The following is a 16,863-nucleotide window of genomic DNA, read 5'->3' as shown; positions in this document are numbered from 1 at the left end:
ATCACCATGCTCCATCTCGATGAACAGATGCTGAACGCCCCGATTGAATGGCAGGACTGCTCTGAAGGCTACACCGATATTCGCTATCACAAGTCGCCGGAAGGGATTGCCAAAATCACCATCAACCGCCCGCAGGTGCGTAACGCTTTCCGTCCGATTACCGTGAAGGAGATGATCCAGGCGCTGGCGGATGCCCGCTATGACGACAGCGTCGGCGTGATCATCCTGACCGGCGAAGGCGATAAAGCGTTCTGCTCCGGCGGTGACCAGAAAGTGCGTGGCGACTACGGCGGATACCAGGACGACTCCGGCGTGCATCACCTTAACGTGCTGGACTTCCAGCGCCAGATCCGCACCTGCCCGAAACCGGTGGTGGCGATGGTAGCGGGTTACTCCATCGGTGGCGGCCACGTGCTGCATATGATGTGCGATCTGACCATCGCGGCGGAAAACGCCATTTTCGGCCAGACCGGCCCGAAAGTCGGCTCGTTCGACGGCGGCTGGGGCGCATCCTATATGGCGCGCATCGTCGGCCAGAAGAAAGCGCGTGAAATCTGGTTCCTGTGCCGCCAGTACAACGCGCAGGAAGCGCTGGATATGGGTCTGGTGAACACGGTTGTGCCGATTGCCGATCTGGAAAAAGAGACCGTGCGCTGGTGTCGCGAAATGCTGCAAAACAGCCCGATGGCGCTGCGTTGCCTGAAAGCCGCGCTCAACGCCGACTGCGACGGTCAGGCAGGCCTGCAGGAGCTGGCGGGTAACGCCACCATGCTGTTCTACATGACCGAAGAAGGGCAGGAAGGGCGTAACGCGTTTAACGAAAAACGTCACCCGGACTTCAGCAAATTCAAACGGAACCCGTAATGCGACAGGCACAACTCTGGCGGTATCAGATACCGATGGACGCAGGCGTTGTGCTTCGCGACCGTCGACTGAAAACCCGCGACGGTTTACTGGTGCGCCTTGAAGAGAACGGGGCGCAGGGATGGGGCGAAATCGCCCCGTTACCGGGCTTTAGCGCCGAATCGCTGGAAGACGCGACGGACGCCGCGCTGGCGTGGCTCAACGCCTGGCGGCAGGGCGACGATACCGCATTGCCAGCGCTGCCTTCGGCGGCGTTTGGCCTGAGCTGCGCGCAGGCGGAACTCACCGGCGCGCTGCCGGATGCCGCCGACTACCGCGCCGCGCCGCTGTGTACCGGCGATCCCGATGAGCTGTTCGCGCTACTCAGCGCCATGCCGGGCGAGAAAGTCGCCAAGATCAAGGTCGGCCTGTATGAAGCGGTGCGCGACGGCATGGTGGTGAACCTGCTGCTGGAAGCGATCCCGGATTTGTCGTTGCGCCTTGACGCCAACCGGGGATGGACGCCGCTGAAAGCCGGGCAGTTCGCCAAATACGTCAATCCGGATCACCGTTCGCGTATCGCGTTTCTCGAAGAGCCCTGCAAAACCCGTGACCAGTCGCGCGAGTTTGCGGCGCAGACCGGTATCGCCATCGCCTGGGATGAGAGCCTGCGCGAAGCGGATTTTGTGATGCAGGCAGAGCCAGGGGTGCGCGCGGTGGTGATCAAGCCAACGCTCACCGGCAGCCTGGCGCGCGTCCGCGAGCAGGTCGCGGCGGCCCATGCCCAGGGATTAACGGCGGTGATCAGCTCGTCGATTGAATCCAGCCTCGGGTTGACCCAACTGGCGCGCATCGCCGCGTGGCTCACGCCTGATACGATCCCCGGCCTCGATACCCTGTCGCTGATGCAGGCGCAGCTGGTGCGCGCCTGGCCGGACAGCGCGCTGCCGATCTGGTCCACCGACGCGCTGGAGCCGCTGCTGTGATTTTCGCGCAATTCCCCTGGCAGCATTGGGCGCAGCGGCGCGGCGACGCGACTGCGCTCACGCTCAACGACCAGCCGCTCAACTGGCAGCAGCTTTGCCAGCAGGTGGATGCGCTGGCGGCGGGCCTGGCGCAGCAGGGGGTCAGTGAAGGCGCGGGGGTGGCGCTGCGCGGGCGTAACGGCCCGCAGATGGTGCTGGCCTGGCTGGCGCTGATGCAGTGCGGCGCCCGGGTGCTGCCGCTCAATCCGCAACTGCCGTCGGCGTTGCTTGAGGAACTGCTGCCCGAACTCAATATGGATTACGCGCTGGAGCTGGGCTGCGACGCGCTTTTAAGCCGCTTTCCCGCGCTGGCGCTGACGCCGGGAGAGCCCACTGAGACAGGCGACTGGCAGCCGAACCGGATAGTCTCAATGACGCTGACCTCGGGTTCTACCGGGTTGCCGAAAGCGGCGGCGCACAGCGCCCAGGCCCATCTGGCTTCCGCGCAGGGCGTACTGGCGGAGATCCCGTTTCATCCGCAGGACTGCTGGTTGCTGTCGCTGCCGCTGTTTCACGTCTCCGGTCAGGGGATTTTGTGGCGCTGGCTGCTGGCGGGCGCGCAACTGGCGGTGCGCGAATCTCTGCCGCTGCATCAGGCATTAAGTGGCTGTACTCATGCCTCGCTGGTGCCGACGCAGTTATGGCGGCTGCTTAATGATCATCATCCGCTTACCCTGAAAGCCGTACTGCTCGGCGGCGCGGCGATCCCGGTGGAATTAACCGATATGGCCACCGAGCGCGGTATCGCCTGTTGGTGCGGCTACGGTATGACTGAAACGGCGTCCACCGTGTGCGCTAAACGGGCAGACGGCAAACCGGACGTCGGCACGGCGCTGCCGGGACGCGAGATTAAAATCGTCGACGGTGAAGTATGGTTGCGCTCCGCCAGCCTCGCCAGCGGCTACTGGCGCAACGCTGTGCTACGCCCATTGCTGAATCAGGATGGCTGGTTCGCGACCCGCGATCGCGGTGAAATTCACGACGGGCGCTTAACGGTGCTGGGCCGCATCGATAACCTGTTTTTCAGCGCGGGGGAGGGCATCCAGCCGGAAGAGGTCGAGCGGGTTATCGCCACCCATCCGCACATCAGCCAGGTATTTGTGGTGCCGCTGGCGGACAGCGAATTTGGCCATCGCCCGGTGGCGATTGTCGAAGGCGAGGCGGATCTGGATCTCACCAGCCTTGCCGGATGGGTTAGCGACAAGCTGGCGCGTTTTCAGCAGCCGGTGCGCTGGCTGGCGCTGCCGGCGCATTTTAAAAACGGCGGGATTAAAATCTCACGCCGGGCGTTGCAGCAGTGGGTCAATAGCGACCGCGGGTAAATCAGAGCAGGCCTTTCTTACTGAGCGTGGCGCGCGTCGCCACGTTTAGATCGTAATTCGGGAAATCTTCCGGCTTCACCCAGGCATGGTCCTGAAACTCCTCGTTCAGCACGATATCCCGGTTGGCCGCCACGCAGTCAAAAATCAGGTAAATCATGTAGATTTTTTCCTGGCTGCCGTCGGCGTAGGTTTTCATCCGCACGTCGTCGCTGAATGTCCAGGGCGTCACGCGGGAAATCACCAACTGCTCGCCCAGCTCTTCAGCGATTTCGCGGCGCAGCGCCTGCTCCATGGTTTCGCCAGGCTCCATGCCGCCGCCCGAAAGCGCCCACTGGCCAGGGAACACGCCCCGGTTATCGGCCATTTTACACAGTAAATACTCGCCCTGGTTTTCAATCAGCGGGCAGACAATAGTCCGTTGACGCATAGTCATATCCTTATTAGTAAGAAGGGGATGAGTGTAACGCGGCGGGTAGAAAAGCGGGAGTCTGAACTCCCGCCTGACGGTTATTTTGCAGCTTTGATGGCAGCCAGCGCAGCAGCGACGCCTGCGCCGTAATCCGGGTGGACTTCGCTGAACAGGCCAATTTGACGCTGTTGTATAAATTCCGGCACGTCTTTGATATCGCCCGCGATACGCTGGAACATACGCTGATGCTCCTCTTCGCTCAGCAGCTCAAACAGTTTACGCGGCTGGCTGAAGTAATCGGTATCTTCGCGATGGTTCCAGTGGTCCGCTGCGCCTTCAAGGGTCAACGGCGGCTCGCTGAAATCGGGCTGCTCCTGGAACACGCCAAAGCTGTTCGGCTCATAGGTGGGGCCGTTGCCGCTGTTGCCATCCACACGCATCGCGCCGTCGCGGTGATAGTTATGGAACGGGCAGCGCGGTTTGTTTACCGGGATCTGGTGATGGTTAACGCCTAAACGGTAGCGGTGGGCGTCGCCATAGGAGAACAGACGGCCCTGCAACATGCGGTCCGGCGAGAAGCCAATGCCGGGCACCACGTTAGCCGGGGACATCGCCACCTGCTCGACTTCAGCAAAATAGTTATCCGGGTTGCGGTTCAGCTCCAGCTCACCCACTTCGATCAGCGGATAATCGCCGTGCGGCCAGACTTTGGTCAGGTCAAACGGGTTATACGGCGTTTGCGAGGCTTCCGCTTCCGGCATTACCTGTACATACAGCTTCCAGCGCGGGAAATCACCTTTCTCGATATGATCGAACAGGTCGCGCTGTGAGCTTTCACGATCTTCCGCCACCAGACGTTTGGCCTCGTCGTCCATCAGGTTAGCGATGCCCTGCTGGGATTTGAGGTGGAATTTCACCCAGAAGCGCTCGTTGTTATCGTTGATAAAACTGAAAGTGTGGCTGCCGAAACCGTGCATGGTGCGATAGGAGAACGGCAGGCCGCGATCGCTGAAATCGATGGTCAACTGATGCAGCGATTCCGGTTGCAGGGAGAAGAAATCCCATTTGTAGGTGTTGTTGCGCAGGTTAGTGCGCGGATCGCGTTTTACCACGTGGTTGAGATCCGGGAACTTCAGCGGATCGCGCAGATAGAACACCGGGGTGTTGTTGCCGACCAGATCCCAGTTGCCCTCTTCGGTGTAAAACTTGATGGAGAACCCGCGGATATCGCGCTCGGCATCGGCGGCGCCGCGCTCACCGGCGACGGTGGAGAAACGGATAAACAGATCGGTTTTTTTACCGACTTGCGAAAACAGTTTAGCGCGGGTAAAGGCGGTGATGTCGTGGGTAACGGTAAACGTGCCGTAAGCGCCGGAGCCTTTGGCGTGCATACGGCGCTCGGGGATCACTTCGCGGTCGAAATGGGCTAATTTCTCAAGGAACCAGACATCCTGTAGCAGCATCGGGCCACGCGGGCCAGCGGTCGCAACGTTATTGTTATGGGCTACCGGCGCGCCTGCGGCGGTGGTTAATCCTTTTTTGGTCATCTTATATCTCCTGAATGAATATAACCGTTATTTCCATGCGGATACTGGATATCAACATGGCGCTAATTTTTAAAACGCGCCTTGATCAACAACAATGTGTCCTTCCCTATTGCAAATATTGGCCCGGGCGTTTCTCTTAAAATGATGTTTATTTTCAATTAATTACACTTGACCTATTAATGAAATAGATGGATACATTGATTAGAGCGCCGATAACGGTACAATGCGCCGTTTTACGCAGTTTGCGTGGAGTTTTTGCGGACCAATTCCGTGGGGCGAAAAAGGAATGAAAAAATTATTTTTAGCCGGCGCAGCCGGATTGATGTTGGTTTCCCTGTCTGCCAGCGCCATTAGCGTCAGCGGCCAGGCGGGCGAAAAATACACCAACCTTGCAGTGGGCATGGGCACCGATAGCAGCGGCCTGGCGTTGAGCGGCAACTGGGCGCACAACGACGATCATGGCGATATTGTTGGCTTAGGGCTGGGCCTGAATCTGCCGCTGGGACCGTTTATGGCAACCGTTGGCGGCAAAGGTATTTACCTCAACCCGAACGCGGGTGACGAAGGCTATGCGCTGGCGGCAGGCGGCGGTTTGAGCTGGAGGCTGAGCGACAGTTTCAGCGTCTTCGGCGATTACTACTATTCGCCCGATTCACTCTCCAGCGGCGTGAATGACTATCAGGAAGCCAGCGCGGGCGCGCGTTTCACCATTATGCGCCCAATCAGCGTGGAAGCGGGCTACCGCTATATCAACATGACCGGTAAAGACAGCGATGCCGACAGCAAAGTGGCCGACGGCCCGTATGTCGGCGTTAGCGCGCACTTCTAATCCGTCCTGACGCGGCATTGCGCCGCGTCATCTTCAATACAAAACCTCCGCACGCTTGCGTTATAGTAAGGCGTTCCCTTCTCGCGGAGAAAATAATGTTAAAAGTAGAAATGCTGTCAACGGGCGACGAAGTGCTGCACGGTCAAATCGTTGATACCAATGCCGCCTGGCTGGCCGATTATTTTTTTAACCAGGGTGTTCCGCTCTCCCGCCGCAATACCGTCGGCGACAAACTCGAAGATTTAGTGGCCGTGCTGCGCGAACGTAGTCAGCATGCCGATATTCTTATCGTTAATGGCGGCCTCGGCCCAACCAGCGACGACCTGAGCGCCGAAGCCGCTGCGCAGGCGCTGGGCGAAGAGCTGGTGCTGCACGAAGCGTGGCTGGAGCATATGGCGCGCTTCTTTTCCGAGCGTGGCCGCGTGATGGCCCCCAGCAACCGTAAACAGGCGCTGATCCCCGCCAGCAGCGAAATGATTGATAACCCGGTAGGCACCGCCTGCGGATTCGCCATCACCCTCAACCGCTGCCGGATTTTCTTCACGCCGGGCGTTCCCTCTGAATTCAAACAGATGGTGCAACAGGAGATCCTGCCGCGCCTGCAACAGCAGTTTTCCCTGCCTTCCGCGCCGGTGTGCCTGCGCCTGACCACCTTTGGCCGTTCGGAAAGCGATCTCGCCCAGAGCCTTGACGGCCTTAGCCTGCCGCCGGATGTGGTCATCGGTTACCGCTCTTCGATGCCGATTATTGAGCTCAAACTGACCGGCCCAGGCGAACAGCGCGCAGCAATGGAGGCGCTGTGGCCGGAAATCCGCAAGATAGCGGGGGAAAGCGTGATTTTTGAAGGCACCGAAGGTTTACCGGCGCAAATCGCCCGCAACCTTAACGAGCGGCAGCTGAGCCTGACCCTGAGCGAGCAGTTCACCAGCGGCCTGCTGGCGTTGCAGCTTTCACGCGTGGCTGCGCCGCTACTGGCCAGTGAAGTAGTGCCTGCCCAGCAGGAGACGCTGAGTCAGACCGCTCACTGGACGGCGGAGCGGCGGATTAATCATTTTGCCGGGCTGGCGCTGGCGGTCTCAGGGCTGGAAGAAGATCACCTGAATTTTGCGCTGTCCACTCCGGAAGGCACCCACGCCCTGCGAGTGAAGTTCAATACTACCCGCCACAGTGTGCAGGTACGCCAGGAAGTGTGCGCCATGATGGCGTTAAATATCCTGCGCCGCTGGCTGAATGGCAAAGATATCGCCAGCGATCACGGCTGGATCAACGTGGTGGAATCGCTGTTTATTGAGTAATAACGCCGCCGGGCATCGCGCCCGGCGCGTTTCAACCCAGTGCCTGCGCCAGCAGGGTGATCGGATGTTCGCAGCGTTTGCTGGTGGACATCTCGATTTGCCATTTGCAGGTTTCGCAGTCGGTGATCACCAGATCCACGCCGCTCGCTTCAATCTGCTTAAACAGCGGTTCGCCGATGGCTTGCGAGGTCGGATAGTTTTCGGATTTAAAGCCGTAGGTGCCGGCAATCCCGCAGCAGCGGGAATCCAGAACCAGCACTTCCACGCCCGGTATGCGTTTCAGCAATTCCAGGGTGTAAATCGCCCAGCCCATTTTTTCCATATGACAAGGCGTGTGATAGGCCACGCGCAGCGGCGTTGGCTTAAGATTAAGCGTGGCGCCATCCTCCAGCCGCCGCCACAGGAAGCGGGTCGCCAGTTCTATACGGTCGCGTAGCGGGGTGGTATCCACATCCAGCACGTGCGGGTACTCGTCGCGCAGGGTAAACGTGCAGGTGGACGAGGTAGCGATCACCGGCAAATGGCGCTCAACAATGGCCTCTTCCAGCGAACGGGCGTTTACCTGCGCCTGTTTGCGCGCTTTATCGACAAATCCGTTGGCAATCAGCGGTACGCCGCAGCACTTCTCTTTGCTTAATAATTCCACGCCGATGTTCATGGCGTTGAACACTTTCACCAGGTCTTTGCCGAGAGCGGAATTGTTGTAATTGACGTAACAGCCGTGGAAAAACGCCACTTTATCGGCAAATTGCGCCTGGGCCGCCGCCTGTTTGCGATACCACTGGCGGAAGGTGCCGAAGGCGTATTTCGGCAGGCTGCGCCGGTGATCGATTTTTAATGCTTTGTCCAGCAGTTGGCGCACCGGTTTCATGCCGGTAGCGGCGTTGACCAACGGCGCAAACGGCGTGGAGAGCGAGCCCATGATGTCGGTATGACTAAGCAGGGCATCGCGCAGCGACGGGTTATGCGGCGCATATTCCGCCCTGGCGCGCTGAATGATGTCGCCGATTTTGACGTCCGACGGGCAGGCCACTTCGCAGCGTTTGCAGTTGGTGCAATATTTCAGCGCCTCGTCGTACAGAGTCGGATCTTTAAGACGCAGCCGCGCGCCGTCCGGCCCGGCCTGCTTCGGCCCCGGATAATGCGGATTGGCACGGCTCACCGGGCAGGCGGTGGTGCAAACGGTGCATTTAATGCAGCTTTCGAAACCGGTCTCCCTCAGGCTCATAATCTGCTCCCTGTATCAATAATTTGTTGGGCGGCATGCAGGGCGGTGATGGCGCATACGCCCCCGCTGCAGCCCTGGGTAATGGGATCGAACCCGCCGAGCACGGTGCCGATGGCATACACGCCGTCCAGCGTTTCGCCGTGGTGGGATGGCCGGAGACGGGCGTTGGTTTTCACGCCGATAGACTGCCATGGCTGGGTGTGGAAAAAGTCCGGGTGGCTCCAGTCGCCGTTAGCGGCGTAATCCAGCAGATCCAGATCGAAAATCGCTTCGCGCACCCGCTGGCGTTCGGCCACCAGCCCGTTGCTGAAGAAACTGCCGCTGGCCAGCACCACATGCCGCGCCTGGAGCGCGATATCGCCGTGATTGCGGGTCCAGACCTGGTGCAACCCCGCCTCGTTGCGCGTGACGCCGGTTACCGCGTCGCCTTCCATAATGATGCCGCCGGTCTGGCGGAAATAGCGCGCCAGCGCGTTGTGCATCCGCATCCCTGGCACCGACGGCGGCAGGGTGGGGATAAAATTCAGCGCGCAGGGCAGGGCCTGCTGTAATTGCGCCGGAAGGTCGGGCTGTTCGAGACCCACCACGGCGGGCAGCAGCAGCGCATCGTAGCCCGGCGCGAGGGCGGTGAGCTCTTTAAGCAGCTCCGGCGTGTAGCGCGCATCGTCCAGCATCCGGGCGATATTCACCGAACGGAATTCGCTGGGGTTCTGGCGCAATACGTCCAGCACCGGCAGCGCCAGTTCGGCGGTATCGGCCTCGATACCCTGCTGTTTGAGCTGGTCGGCCACCATCAGCGGTTCAAAGTCGAGGAAACCCGCGATGCCCACCACGCAAATACGTTTGCCGGTCAGCGGCGCGCAGGGCGCATCCTGCTGGCTCAGCCACGCGGCGCGCCATTTTCCGAGCGGCGTCAGGCGCGAATGGGCATAGCGCCAGTGGCCCTGTAAGGTGAGTCCGGCGCGGGCCAGCAGGGCTTCGGTATGGTCAGCATAATCCAGCACCGCCGCCACGCCCGGATGGGCATACGGATGCTGCGGCGACTGGCTGATTAATTGGCACAGGCCGGTTTCGATATCGCTAACCGGCGTGCCGTCGGCCAGATGGCTTAGCAGATCCAGCGAGCCGGATGAGAAGTGCAGGGCGCTCTGGCCCCGGCTGACAATCGCGCAGCGCAGGCCCGCTTCCCCGAGCTTGATGCCGCACAGCAAGCCCGCAAGGCCGCCGCCGATAATCACGCTATCAAATTTCATGGCGCTGCTCCTTTTCCAGACCACATAATCCCTGGTAAACCCAGCGGGTAAATTCCGCCTCGCGCAGCGCGTCGCCGTATGCCACAGGGGCGATGCCTTTCCAGCGCTCGTTGAGGAACTGCGACAGTTCGCGGCAGGGCTGCATCCCGTTCATCACGCCGAAGCGCTGTAATAATCCGGCGGCCCGGCAGGCGCACAGCTCGCCCTGACAGGTGCCCATGCCGACGCGGGTACGGCGACGCAAATCCACCAGTTTGTTGACGGCGAGCGATTCCACGGCGTAGCGCACTTCGCTGGCGGTGACCGCCTCGCATTCGCACACCAGGCTTTGATTAAGCCGCGCGTCGTTCAGCCAAACGGCAGCGCGTTCGCCGTGGCGATACACGGCGGAGCCGCGCAGCATAGTCGGCAGGGAGATCACTTTACGCAGCGTGGCTTCAGGTTCTTCACGCGAACCGGGCAGCGGCGTATCGGCGGTGGTACAGGGCGTGGTATTGCCCAGCTTGCGGCACACTGCGTCGGTGGCCCATTCCGCCATCAGCCGGTAAGTCATTAGCTTGCCGCCGGTGATGGTGATAAACCCCTCCAGCCCGTCGCGCTCGGCATGATCCAGCAGCACGATGCCGCGGCTGACGTTGCGCCCGCTGGGATCGTCGTCGGTGGCTACCAGCGGGCGCACCCCGGAATAAGCGCGCAGAATGCGGGTTTGCGCCATACGCGGGGCCAGTTTCGCCCCTTCGCGCAGCAGGATATCCACTTCAGCGGCGGTGACGCGAGTATTGTCGATTTGGTCGTAGTCAACGCGGCTGGAGGTGGTGCCAATCAGGGAAATGGTGTCGCCGGGCACCAGAATATCGGCGTCGGCGGGCTTGCGGCAGCGATTAATCACATGCTGGTTAATACGATGGCCGAGTATCAGTAACGCCCCTTTGGCGGGCAACATGCGGATGCGCAAATCGGCGTACTCGGCGATATGCGCGCCCCAGATCCCGGCGGCGTTCACCACCACTTCAGCATAGATTTCGCGCGTTTCACCGTGTTGGTGGTCGAAAACGCGCACCCCGCGAACGCGATCGTTATGGCGGATCAGCCCGGTGACTTCGTGCCAGGTATACAGCAGCGCGCCGTGTTCGCGCGCATCGAGCATATTGGCGGTGGTCAGACGGAACGGGTCGACGGTGCCATCGGGCACCCGCACGCAGCCCACCAGCGCCGGGTTGACGCTGGGCTCAATTTTCAGCGCTTCCTGTGGGGTGAGTAATTCGGTATCAATACCCGCTTGCTGGCAGGCGTGAATAAACTGGCTCTGCCATTCAAACGTGTCTTCGGGCAGGGTGATAAACAGCCCGCCGGTGGGTTCAATGCAGTGGCGCGCCACTTTCTTCAGGATGCGGTTCTCCGCAATGCACTCTTTTGCTGATTCCGGGTCGTTGACCGCGTAGCGCGCGCCGCTGTGCAGTAATCCGTGGTTGCGCCCGGTCGCGCCAGTGGCGAAGTCGTGGCGCTCCAGTAAGATGGCCCTGAGGCCGCGTCGCGCGCAGTCTCTGGCAATACCCGCGCCGGTCGCGCCGCCGCCGATAATCACCACATCCGCTTGTTCTGGTCCCATCGCCTCGTCCTCTCCGTACTCTGCTGTTTTAACTATTTAGCCACATTATTGATGTGGTTTGTTTGATAACGAGCAAATTCGAACGAAAAACGAAAGTTATGTGAGCCTGAATGCACCTTTTTGCGCGATTGTAATAAAAGTGAAACAAATTGTGCGATGTTTCACAGCATTTGCAGCAAATCTTGATTACCATCACGCTCGGAAAGGAAAATTTCAGATGTTTCTATTTTCGTTGAGTATTTATCTGGGCCAGGAGAGAGCAATGCTAAGTATTTTTAAACCTGCGGCGCATACGGCAAGACTGCCTGCAGAAAAGATCGATCCCGTTTATCGCCGGTTACGCTGGCAGATTTTCATGGGGATATTTTTTGGGTATGCGGCCTATTATCTGGTGCGGAAAAACTTCGCGCTGGCGATGCCGTATTTGATTGAACAGGGATTTTCACGCGGGGATCTGGGTTTTGCGCTGTCGGGCATCTCCATTGCTTACGGCTTCTCGAAGTTCATTATGGGGTCGGTGTCTGACCGCTCCAACCCACGGGTATTTTTACCCGCCGGCCTGATTCTGGCGGCGGCGGTGATGCTGTTTATGGGTTTTGTGCCCTGGGCGACATCGAGCATTGCGATTATGTTTGTGCTGCTGTTCCTGTGCGGCTGGTTCCAGGGGATGGGGTGGCCGCCGTGCGGACGCACCATGGTGCACTGGTGGTCGCAGAAGGAGCGTGGCGGGATTGTATCGGTATGGAACTGCGCCCATAACGTGGGCGGCGGTATTCCTCCGCTGCTGTTCCTGCTGGGCATGGCGTGGTTTAACGACTGGAAAGCGGCGCTGTATATGCCGGCTTTCGGGGCCATCATCGTGGCGCTGTTCGCGTTTGCGCTGATGCGCGATACCCCGCAGTCGTGCGGCCTGCCGCCGATTGAAGAGTACAAAAACGACTATCCGGATGACTACAGCGATAAGCATGAAGAAGAACTGACTGCGAAGCAGATCTTTATGCAGTATGTGTTGCCTAACAAACTGCTGTGGTATATCGCGATTGCCAACGTGTTTGTCTATCTGCTGCGTTACGGCATCCTCGACTGGTCACCAACCTATCTGCGTGAAGTGAAGCATTTCGCGCTGGATAAATCCTCCTGGGCCTACTTCCTGTATGAGTACGCAGGGATCCCGGGTACGCTGCTGTGCGGCTGGATGTCCGACAAAGTGTTCCGTGGCAACCGTGGCGCGACCGGCGTGTTCTTTATGACGCTGGTGACCATTGCGACCATCGTTTACTGGCTCAACCCGGCGGGCAACCCGCACGTGGATATGGCCTGTATGATCGTGATCGGCTTCCTGATTTATGGTCCGGTCATGCTGATTGGTCTGCATGCGCTGGAGCTGGCGCCGAAAAAAGCAGCGGGAACCGCAGCGGGCTTCACCGGTCTGTTCGGCTATCTCGGCGGTTCGGTTGCCGCCAGCGCCATCGTCGGTTACACCGTGGACTTCTTCGGCTGGGACGGCGGCTTTATGGTGATGATCGGCGGTAGCATTTTAGCGGTGCTGCTGTTGATTGTCGTCATGATGGGTGAGCGTAAGCATCACCAGGAAGTGCTCGCCACACGCGGGTAATAAAAAAGGCTGAACCTGCGGGTTCAGCCTTTTTGCTTTCTACAGTTCGATTTCAATATCGCCCTGCGCCCGGCAACAGCAGGGAAGAATATCCCCCGGTTCGATAAACGCCAGCGGCTCAATCAGCCAGGTGACTTCACCCGCATGCAAGCGGGTACGGCACGAACCGCAATACCCCTCCCGACACTGATACTCCACTGCAATCTTATGCGACTCCAGCGCCGCCAGCAGGGAAGGGTGTTCCTCCTGGCACAGCAGCTGCGCGCCCGAGAGCCGAAGCGTAATACGGCCCATCTTAAAGCTGGAAGTTGCTCAGATCGTCGGTATCGACTTCCGAGTCGATCTGGCCGACCAGGTAAGAGCTCACTTCCACTTCCTGCGGCGCAACCTGCACGTTATCGGACACCAGCCAGGTGTTGATCCACGGAATCGGGTTAGAGCGGGTTTTGAACGGCAGATCGAGGCCCACCGCCTGCATACGGATGTTGGTGATGTACTCGACGTACTGGCACAGGATGTCTTTATTCAGTCCAATCATTGAGCCGTCGCGGAACAGGTAGTCCGCCCACTCTTTTTCCTGCTGCGCCGCCAGCACAAACAGATCGTAAGATTCCTGTTTGCACTCTTCGGCGATTTCCGCCATCTCCGGGTCATCCGCGCCGGAGCGCATCAGGTTCAGCATGTGCTGGGTGCCGGTCAGGTGCAGGGCTTCATCACGGGCGATCAGGCGAATGATTTTGGCGTTGCCTTCCATCAGTTCGCGCTCGGCGAAGGCGAAGGAGCAGGCGAAGCTGACGTAGAAGCGAATCGCTTCCAACGCGTTTACGCTCATCAGGCACAGGTACAGCTGCTTTTTCAGGTTACGCAGGTTAACGGTCACGGTTTTACCGTTAACCGTGTGGGTGCCTTCGCCCAGCAGATGCCAGTAGCTGGTCATCTCGATCAGGTCGTCATAGTAACCGGAGATATCTTTGGCGCGCTTTAAGATCTCGTCGTTGGTCACAATATCGTCAAACACAATCGCCGGATCGTTGACGATGTTGCGGATGATATGAGTGTACGAGCGCGAGTGGATGGTCTCAGAGAACGCCCAGGTTTCTACCCAGGTTTCCAGTTCCGGGATAGAAATCAGCGGCAACAGCGCCACATTCGGGCTGCGGCCCTGGATGGAGTCCAGCAGCGTCTGGTATTTCAGGTTGCTGATAAAAATGTGTTTTTCGTGATCCGGCAACGCCTGGTAATCAATACGGTCGCGGGAAACATCCACTTCTTCCGGGCGCCAGAAGAAGGAGAGTTGCTTTTCAATCAGCTTTTCGAAGATGTCATATTTTTGCTGATCGTAGCGGGCCACGTTAACCGACTGGCCAAAAAACATCGGCTCCAGTAGCTGGTCGTTTTTGGTCTGTGAAAAGGTGGTGTATGCCATGAATAAGAGTCCTGTCTTACGGAATAAAGGCGGGGAAACCCCGCCCTGATTTTTTAGATTTTGCACGCGCCGCTTTCGCAGCCGTCGTCCTGAATCGACGGGGCCAGATCGTCCTGCGCATCTTCCGCGCCGTCGCGGGTGTTTTGATAGTACAGCGTCTTCACGCCGAATTTATAGGCGGTGAGCAAGTCTTTCAGCAGTTGCTGCATCGGCACTTTACCTGACGGGAAGCGCGTCGGGTCATAGTTGGTGTTCGCCGAAATCGCCTGATCGATAAACTTCTGCATAATGCCGACCAGTTGCAGGTAACCGTCGTTGCCCGGCATTTCCCACAGCAGTTCGTATTTGTCTTTCAGCAGTTCGTAATCCGGCACCACCTGACGCAGAATGCCGTCTTTGGAGGCTTTAATGCTCACGTGGCCGCGCGGCGGTTCAATGCCGTTGGTGGCGTTGGAGATCTGCGACGAGGTCTCAGATGGCATCAGCGCAGAAAGCGTGGAGTTACGCAGACCGTGAGTTTTAATCGACTCGCGCAGGGCTTCCCAGTCCAGATGCAGTTTCTCGTTGGTAATACCGTCGAGATCCTTTTTATAGGTATCAATCGGCAGAATGCCCTGGCTGTAAGTGGTTTCGTTGAACCACGGGCACGCGCCTTGCTCTTTCGCCAGCTCGTTTGAGGCTTTCAGCAGGTAGTACTGAATGGCTTCAAAGGTTTTGTGCGTCAGGTTATTGGCGCTGCCGTCGGAATAACGCACGCCGTGTTTCGCCAGGTAGTAAGCGAAGTTAATCACGCCGATGCCCAGAGTACGGCGGCCCATCGCGCCGCGTTTAGCCGCCAGAATCGGGTAGTCCTGATAATCCAGCAGGGCATCCAGCGCGCGCACCGCCAGGGTCGCCAGCTCTTCGAGATCGTCCAGTGAGTCGATCGCGCCGAGGTTGAACGCCGACAGGGTACACAGGGCGATTTCGCCGTTTTCGTCGTTAACATCTTCCAGCGGTTTGGTCGGCAGGGCGATTTCCAGGCACAGGTTAGACTGGCGCACCGGCGCGACAACCGGGTCGAACGGGCTGTGCGTGTTGCAGTGGTCAACGTTCTGGATGTAAATACGGCCAGTCGAGGCGCGTTCCTGCATCATCAGGGAGAACAGTTCTACCGCTTTAATACGCTGTTTGCGGATGCTGTCGTCTTTTTCGTATTTGGTGTACAGACGCTCGAACTCGTCCTGATCGGCGAAGAACGCATCATACAGGCCCGGGACATCCGACGGGCTGAACAGGGTGATCTCTTCGCCCTTCAGCAGACGGGTGTACATCAGCTTGTTGATCTGCACGCCGTAGTCCATGTGGCGCACGCGGTTGCCTTCCACGCCACGGTTATTTTTCAGCACCAGCAGGCTTTCCACTTCCAGGTGCCACATCGGGTAGAACAGCGTCGCCGCGCCGCCGCGCACGCCGCCCTGCGAGCAGGATTTCACCGCGGTCTGGAAATGTTTATAGAACGGGATGCAGCCGGTGTGGAAAGCTTCGCCGCCGCGGATCGGGCTGCCCAGCGCGCGAATGCGGCCCGCGTTGATACCGATACCGGCGCGTTGGGAAACATATTTCACAATGGCGCTGGAGGTGGCGTTGATGGAATCCAGGCTGTCGCCGCACTCGATCAGCACGCAGGAGCTGAACTGGCGGGTTGGGGTGCGAACGCCGGACATAATCGGCGTCGGCAGCGAGATTTTGAACAGCGATACCGCGTCATAGAAACGCTTGACATAGTCAAGACGGGTTTCACGCGGATAGTTGGAGAACAGGCAGGCCGCCACCAGCATATACAGGAACTGAGCGCTCTCGTAGATTTCGCCGGTGACGCGGTTCTGCACCAGGTATTTGCCTTCCAGCTGCTTCACGGCGGCGTAGGAGAAGTTCATATCACGCCAGTGGTCGATAAAACCGTCCATCTGCTGGAACTCTTCTTCCGTGTAGTCTTCCAGCAGATGACTGTCGTATTTGCCGAGCTCAACCATCTTCACGACGTGGTCGTAAAGTTTCGGCGGCTCGAACTGGCCGTAGGCTTTTTTACGCAGGTGGAAAATCGCCAGGCGGGCAGCCATGTACTGGTAATCCGGCGCGTCGCGGGAGATCAGGTCCGCCGCGGCTTTGATGACGGTCTCATGGATATCGGAAGTCTTGATGCCGTCATAAAACTGGATATGAGAACGTAACTCGACTTGCGAGACCGAAACGTCCGTTAACCCTTCCGCAGCCCAGTCGAGCACGCGATGGATTTTATCCAGATTGATGCGCTCCTGGCGGCCGTCGCGTTTTGTAACCAGCAGACTCTGATTCATGTTTACCTGTCCGTGAATGTCCGTGAAAAAAGAAATATACCCCCCGTTTATCCACAATCCGGCTTTTGTGATTAAACCTGTGGATAAATACTATATGTTGGGGCTATGAGATAAGTGAGACGC

At 58.7% G+C, this 16,863-nt stretch carries 14 protein-coding genes; 6 read left to right on the top strand and 8 right to left on the bottom strand.

Annotation, left to right across the window (positions count from 1 at the left end):
• Positions 1 to 6 precede the first annotated feature (6 nt).
• From menB to menE, 3 genes are read left to right on the top strand one after another with little or no spacing between them, the layout of a single operon-like run.
• Positions 7 to 864, top strand: coding sequence for a 1,4-dihydroxy-2-naphthoyl-CoA synthase (gene menB / locus FHW74_RS04215; RefSeq protein WP_144130285.1), 858 nt, complete (start codon positions 7 to 9; stop codon positions 862 to 864).
• Positions 864 to 1,829: an o-succinylbenzoate synthase gene (gene menC / locus FHW74_RS04210; RefSeq protein WP_183169288.1), complete on the top strand. Its 966-nt coding sequence runs from the start codon at positions 864 to 866 to the stop codon at positions 1,827 to 1,829. Before menB ends, menC begins: the two co-directional genes overlap by 1 nt.
• Entirely contained in the window at positions 1,826 to 3,190 is a 1,365-nt protein-coding gene (gene menE, locus FHW74_RS04205; protein WP_183169287.1) for an o-succinylbenzoate--CoA ligase, read from the top strand. Before menC ends, menE begins: the two co-directional genes overlap by 4 nt.
• Position 3,191: 1 nt before the next feature.
• On the opposite strand, the gene nudI is transcribed toward menE, so the two are convergent.
• Together nudI and katA are read right to left on the bottom strand one after the other, a co-directional pair.
• A complete protein-coding gene (gene nudI / locus FHW74_RS04200; protein ID WP_183169286.1) occupies positions 3,192 to 3,617 on the bottom strand; it encodes a nucleoside triphosphatase NudI in 426 nt (141 codons plus the stop codon).
• An 80-nt stretch (positions 3,618 to 3,697) separates the two neighbouring features.
• Entirely contained in the window at positions 3,698 to 5,146 is a 1,449-nt protein-coding gene (katA, locus tag FHW74_RS04195; RefSeq protein WP_183169285.1) for a catalase KatA, read from the bottom strand.
• 286 nt (positions 5,147 to 5,432) lie between these two features.
• Here katA and FHW74_RS04190 point away from each other — a divergent pair, with 286 nt between their 5' ends.
• The gene (locus tag FHW74_RS04190; RefSeq protein ID WP_183169284.1) at positions 5,433 to 5,975 is read left to right on the top strand and encodes a YfaZ family outer membrane protein; all 543 of its coding nucleotides are present in this window, start codon (positions 5,433 to 5,435) and stop codon (positions 5,973 to 5,975) included.
• Positions 5,976 to 6,070: 95 nt separating this feature from the next.
• A complete protein-coding gene (locus tag FHW74_RS04185) occupies positions 6,071 to 7,270 on the top strand; it encodes a nicotinamide mononucleotide deamidase-related protein YfaY (RefSeq protein WP_183169283.1) in 1,200 nt (399 codons plus the stop codon).
• 31 nt (positions 7,271 to 7,301) lie between these two features.
• Here FHW74_RS04185 and glpC read toward each other — a convergent pair whose 3' ends face one another.
• Genes glpC through glpA form a run of 3 tightly spaced genes read right to left on the bottom strand, consistent with a single transcriptional unit; the run spans position 7,302 to position 11,360 of the window.
• Entirely contained in the window at positions 7,302 to 8,498 is a 1,197-nt protein-coding gene (gene glpC, locus FHW74_RS04180; protein ID WP_183169282.1) for an anaerobic glycerol-3-phosphate dehydrogenase subunit GlpC, read from the bottom strand.
• Complete coding sequence (gene glpB / locus FHW74_RS04175; RefSeq protein ID WP_183169281.1) at positions 8,495 to 9,751, bottom strand: glycerol-3-phosphate dehydrogenase subunit GlpB; 1,257 nt, start codon at positions 9,749 to 9,751, stop codon at positions 8,495 to 8,497. The genes glpC and glpB overlap by 4 nt, the downstream gene beginning before the upstream one ends.
• Positions 9,741 to 11,360, bottom strand: a complete 1,620-nt coding sequence (gene glpA, locus FHW74_RS04170; protein WP_183169280.1) for an anaerobic glycerol-3-phosphate dehydrogenase subunit A — start codon at positions 11,358 to 11,360, stop codon at positions 9,741 to 9,743. The genes glpB and glpA overlap by 11 nt, the downstream gene beginning before the upstream one ends.
• A 262-nt stretch (positions 11,361 to 11,622) precedes the next feature.
• On the opposite strand from glpA, the gene glpT reads away from it, so the two are divergent.
• A complete protein-coding gene (glpT, locus tag FHW74_RS04165) occupies positions 11,623 to 12,975 on the top strand; it encodes a glycerol-3-phosphate transporter (protein ID WP_183169279.1) in 1,353 nt (450 codons plus the stop codon).
• 39 nt (positions 12,976 to 13,014) lie between these two features.
• Here glpT and yfaE read toward each other — a convergent pair whose 3' ends face one another.
• The 3 genes from yfaE to nrdA are packed head-to-tail and all read right to left on the bottom strand — an operon-like array spanning position 13,015 to position 16,740.
• Complete coding sequence (gene yfaE, locus FHW74_RS04160; protein ID WP_183169278.1) at positions 13,015 to 13,269, bottom strand: class I ribonucleotide reductase maintenance protein YfaE; 255 nt, start codon at positions 13,267 to 13,269, stop codon at positions 13,015 to 13,017.
• 1 nt (position 13,270) lies between these two features.
• Entirely contained in the window at positions 13,271 to 14,401 is a 1,131-nt protein-coding gene (gene nrdB, locus FHW74_RS04155; protein WP_125291573.1) for a class Ia ribonucleoside-diphosphate reductase subunit beta, read from the bottom strand.
• A gap of 53 nt (positions 14,402 to 14,454) precedes the next feature.
• The gene (gene nrdA, locus FHW74_RS04150; protein ID WP_183169277.1) at positions 14,455 to 16,740 is read right to left on the bottom strand and encodes a class 1a ribonucleoside-diphosphate reductase subunit alpha; all 2,286 of its coding nucleotides are present in this window, start codon (positions 16,738 to 16,740) and stop codon (positions 14,455 to 14,457) included.
• Positions 16,741 to 16,863: the final 123 nt, after the last annotated feature.

It is taken from the genome of Atlantibacter sp. RC6, from assembly GCF_014193285.1.
GTDB lineage: Bacteria > Pseudomonadota > Gammaproteobacteria > Enterobacterales > Enterobacteriaceae > Atlantibacter.
Note: the sequence above shows the minus strand (reverse complement) of the source record. Positions and strands in the feature narration are given on the sequence as shown.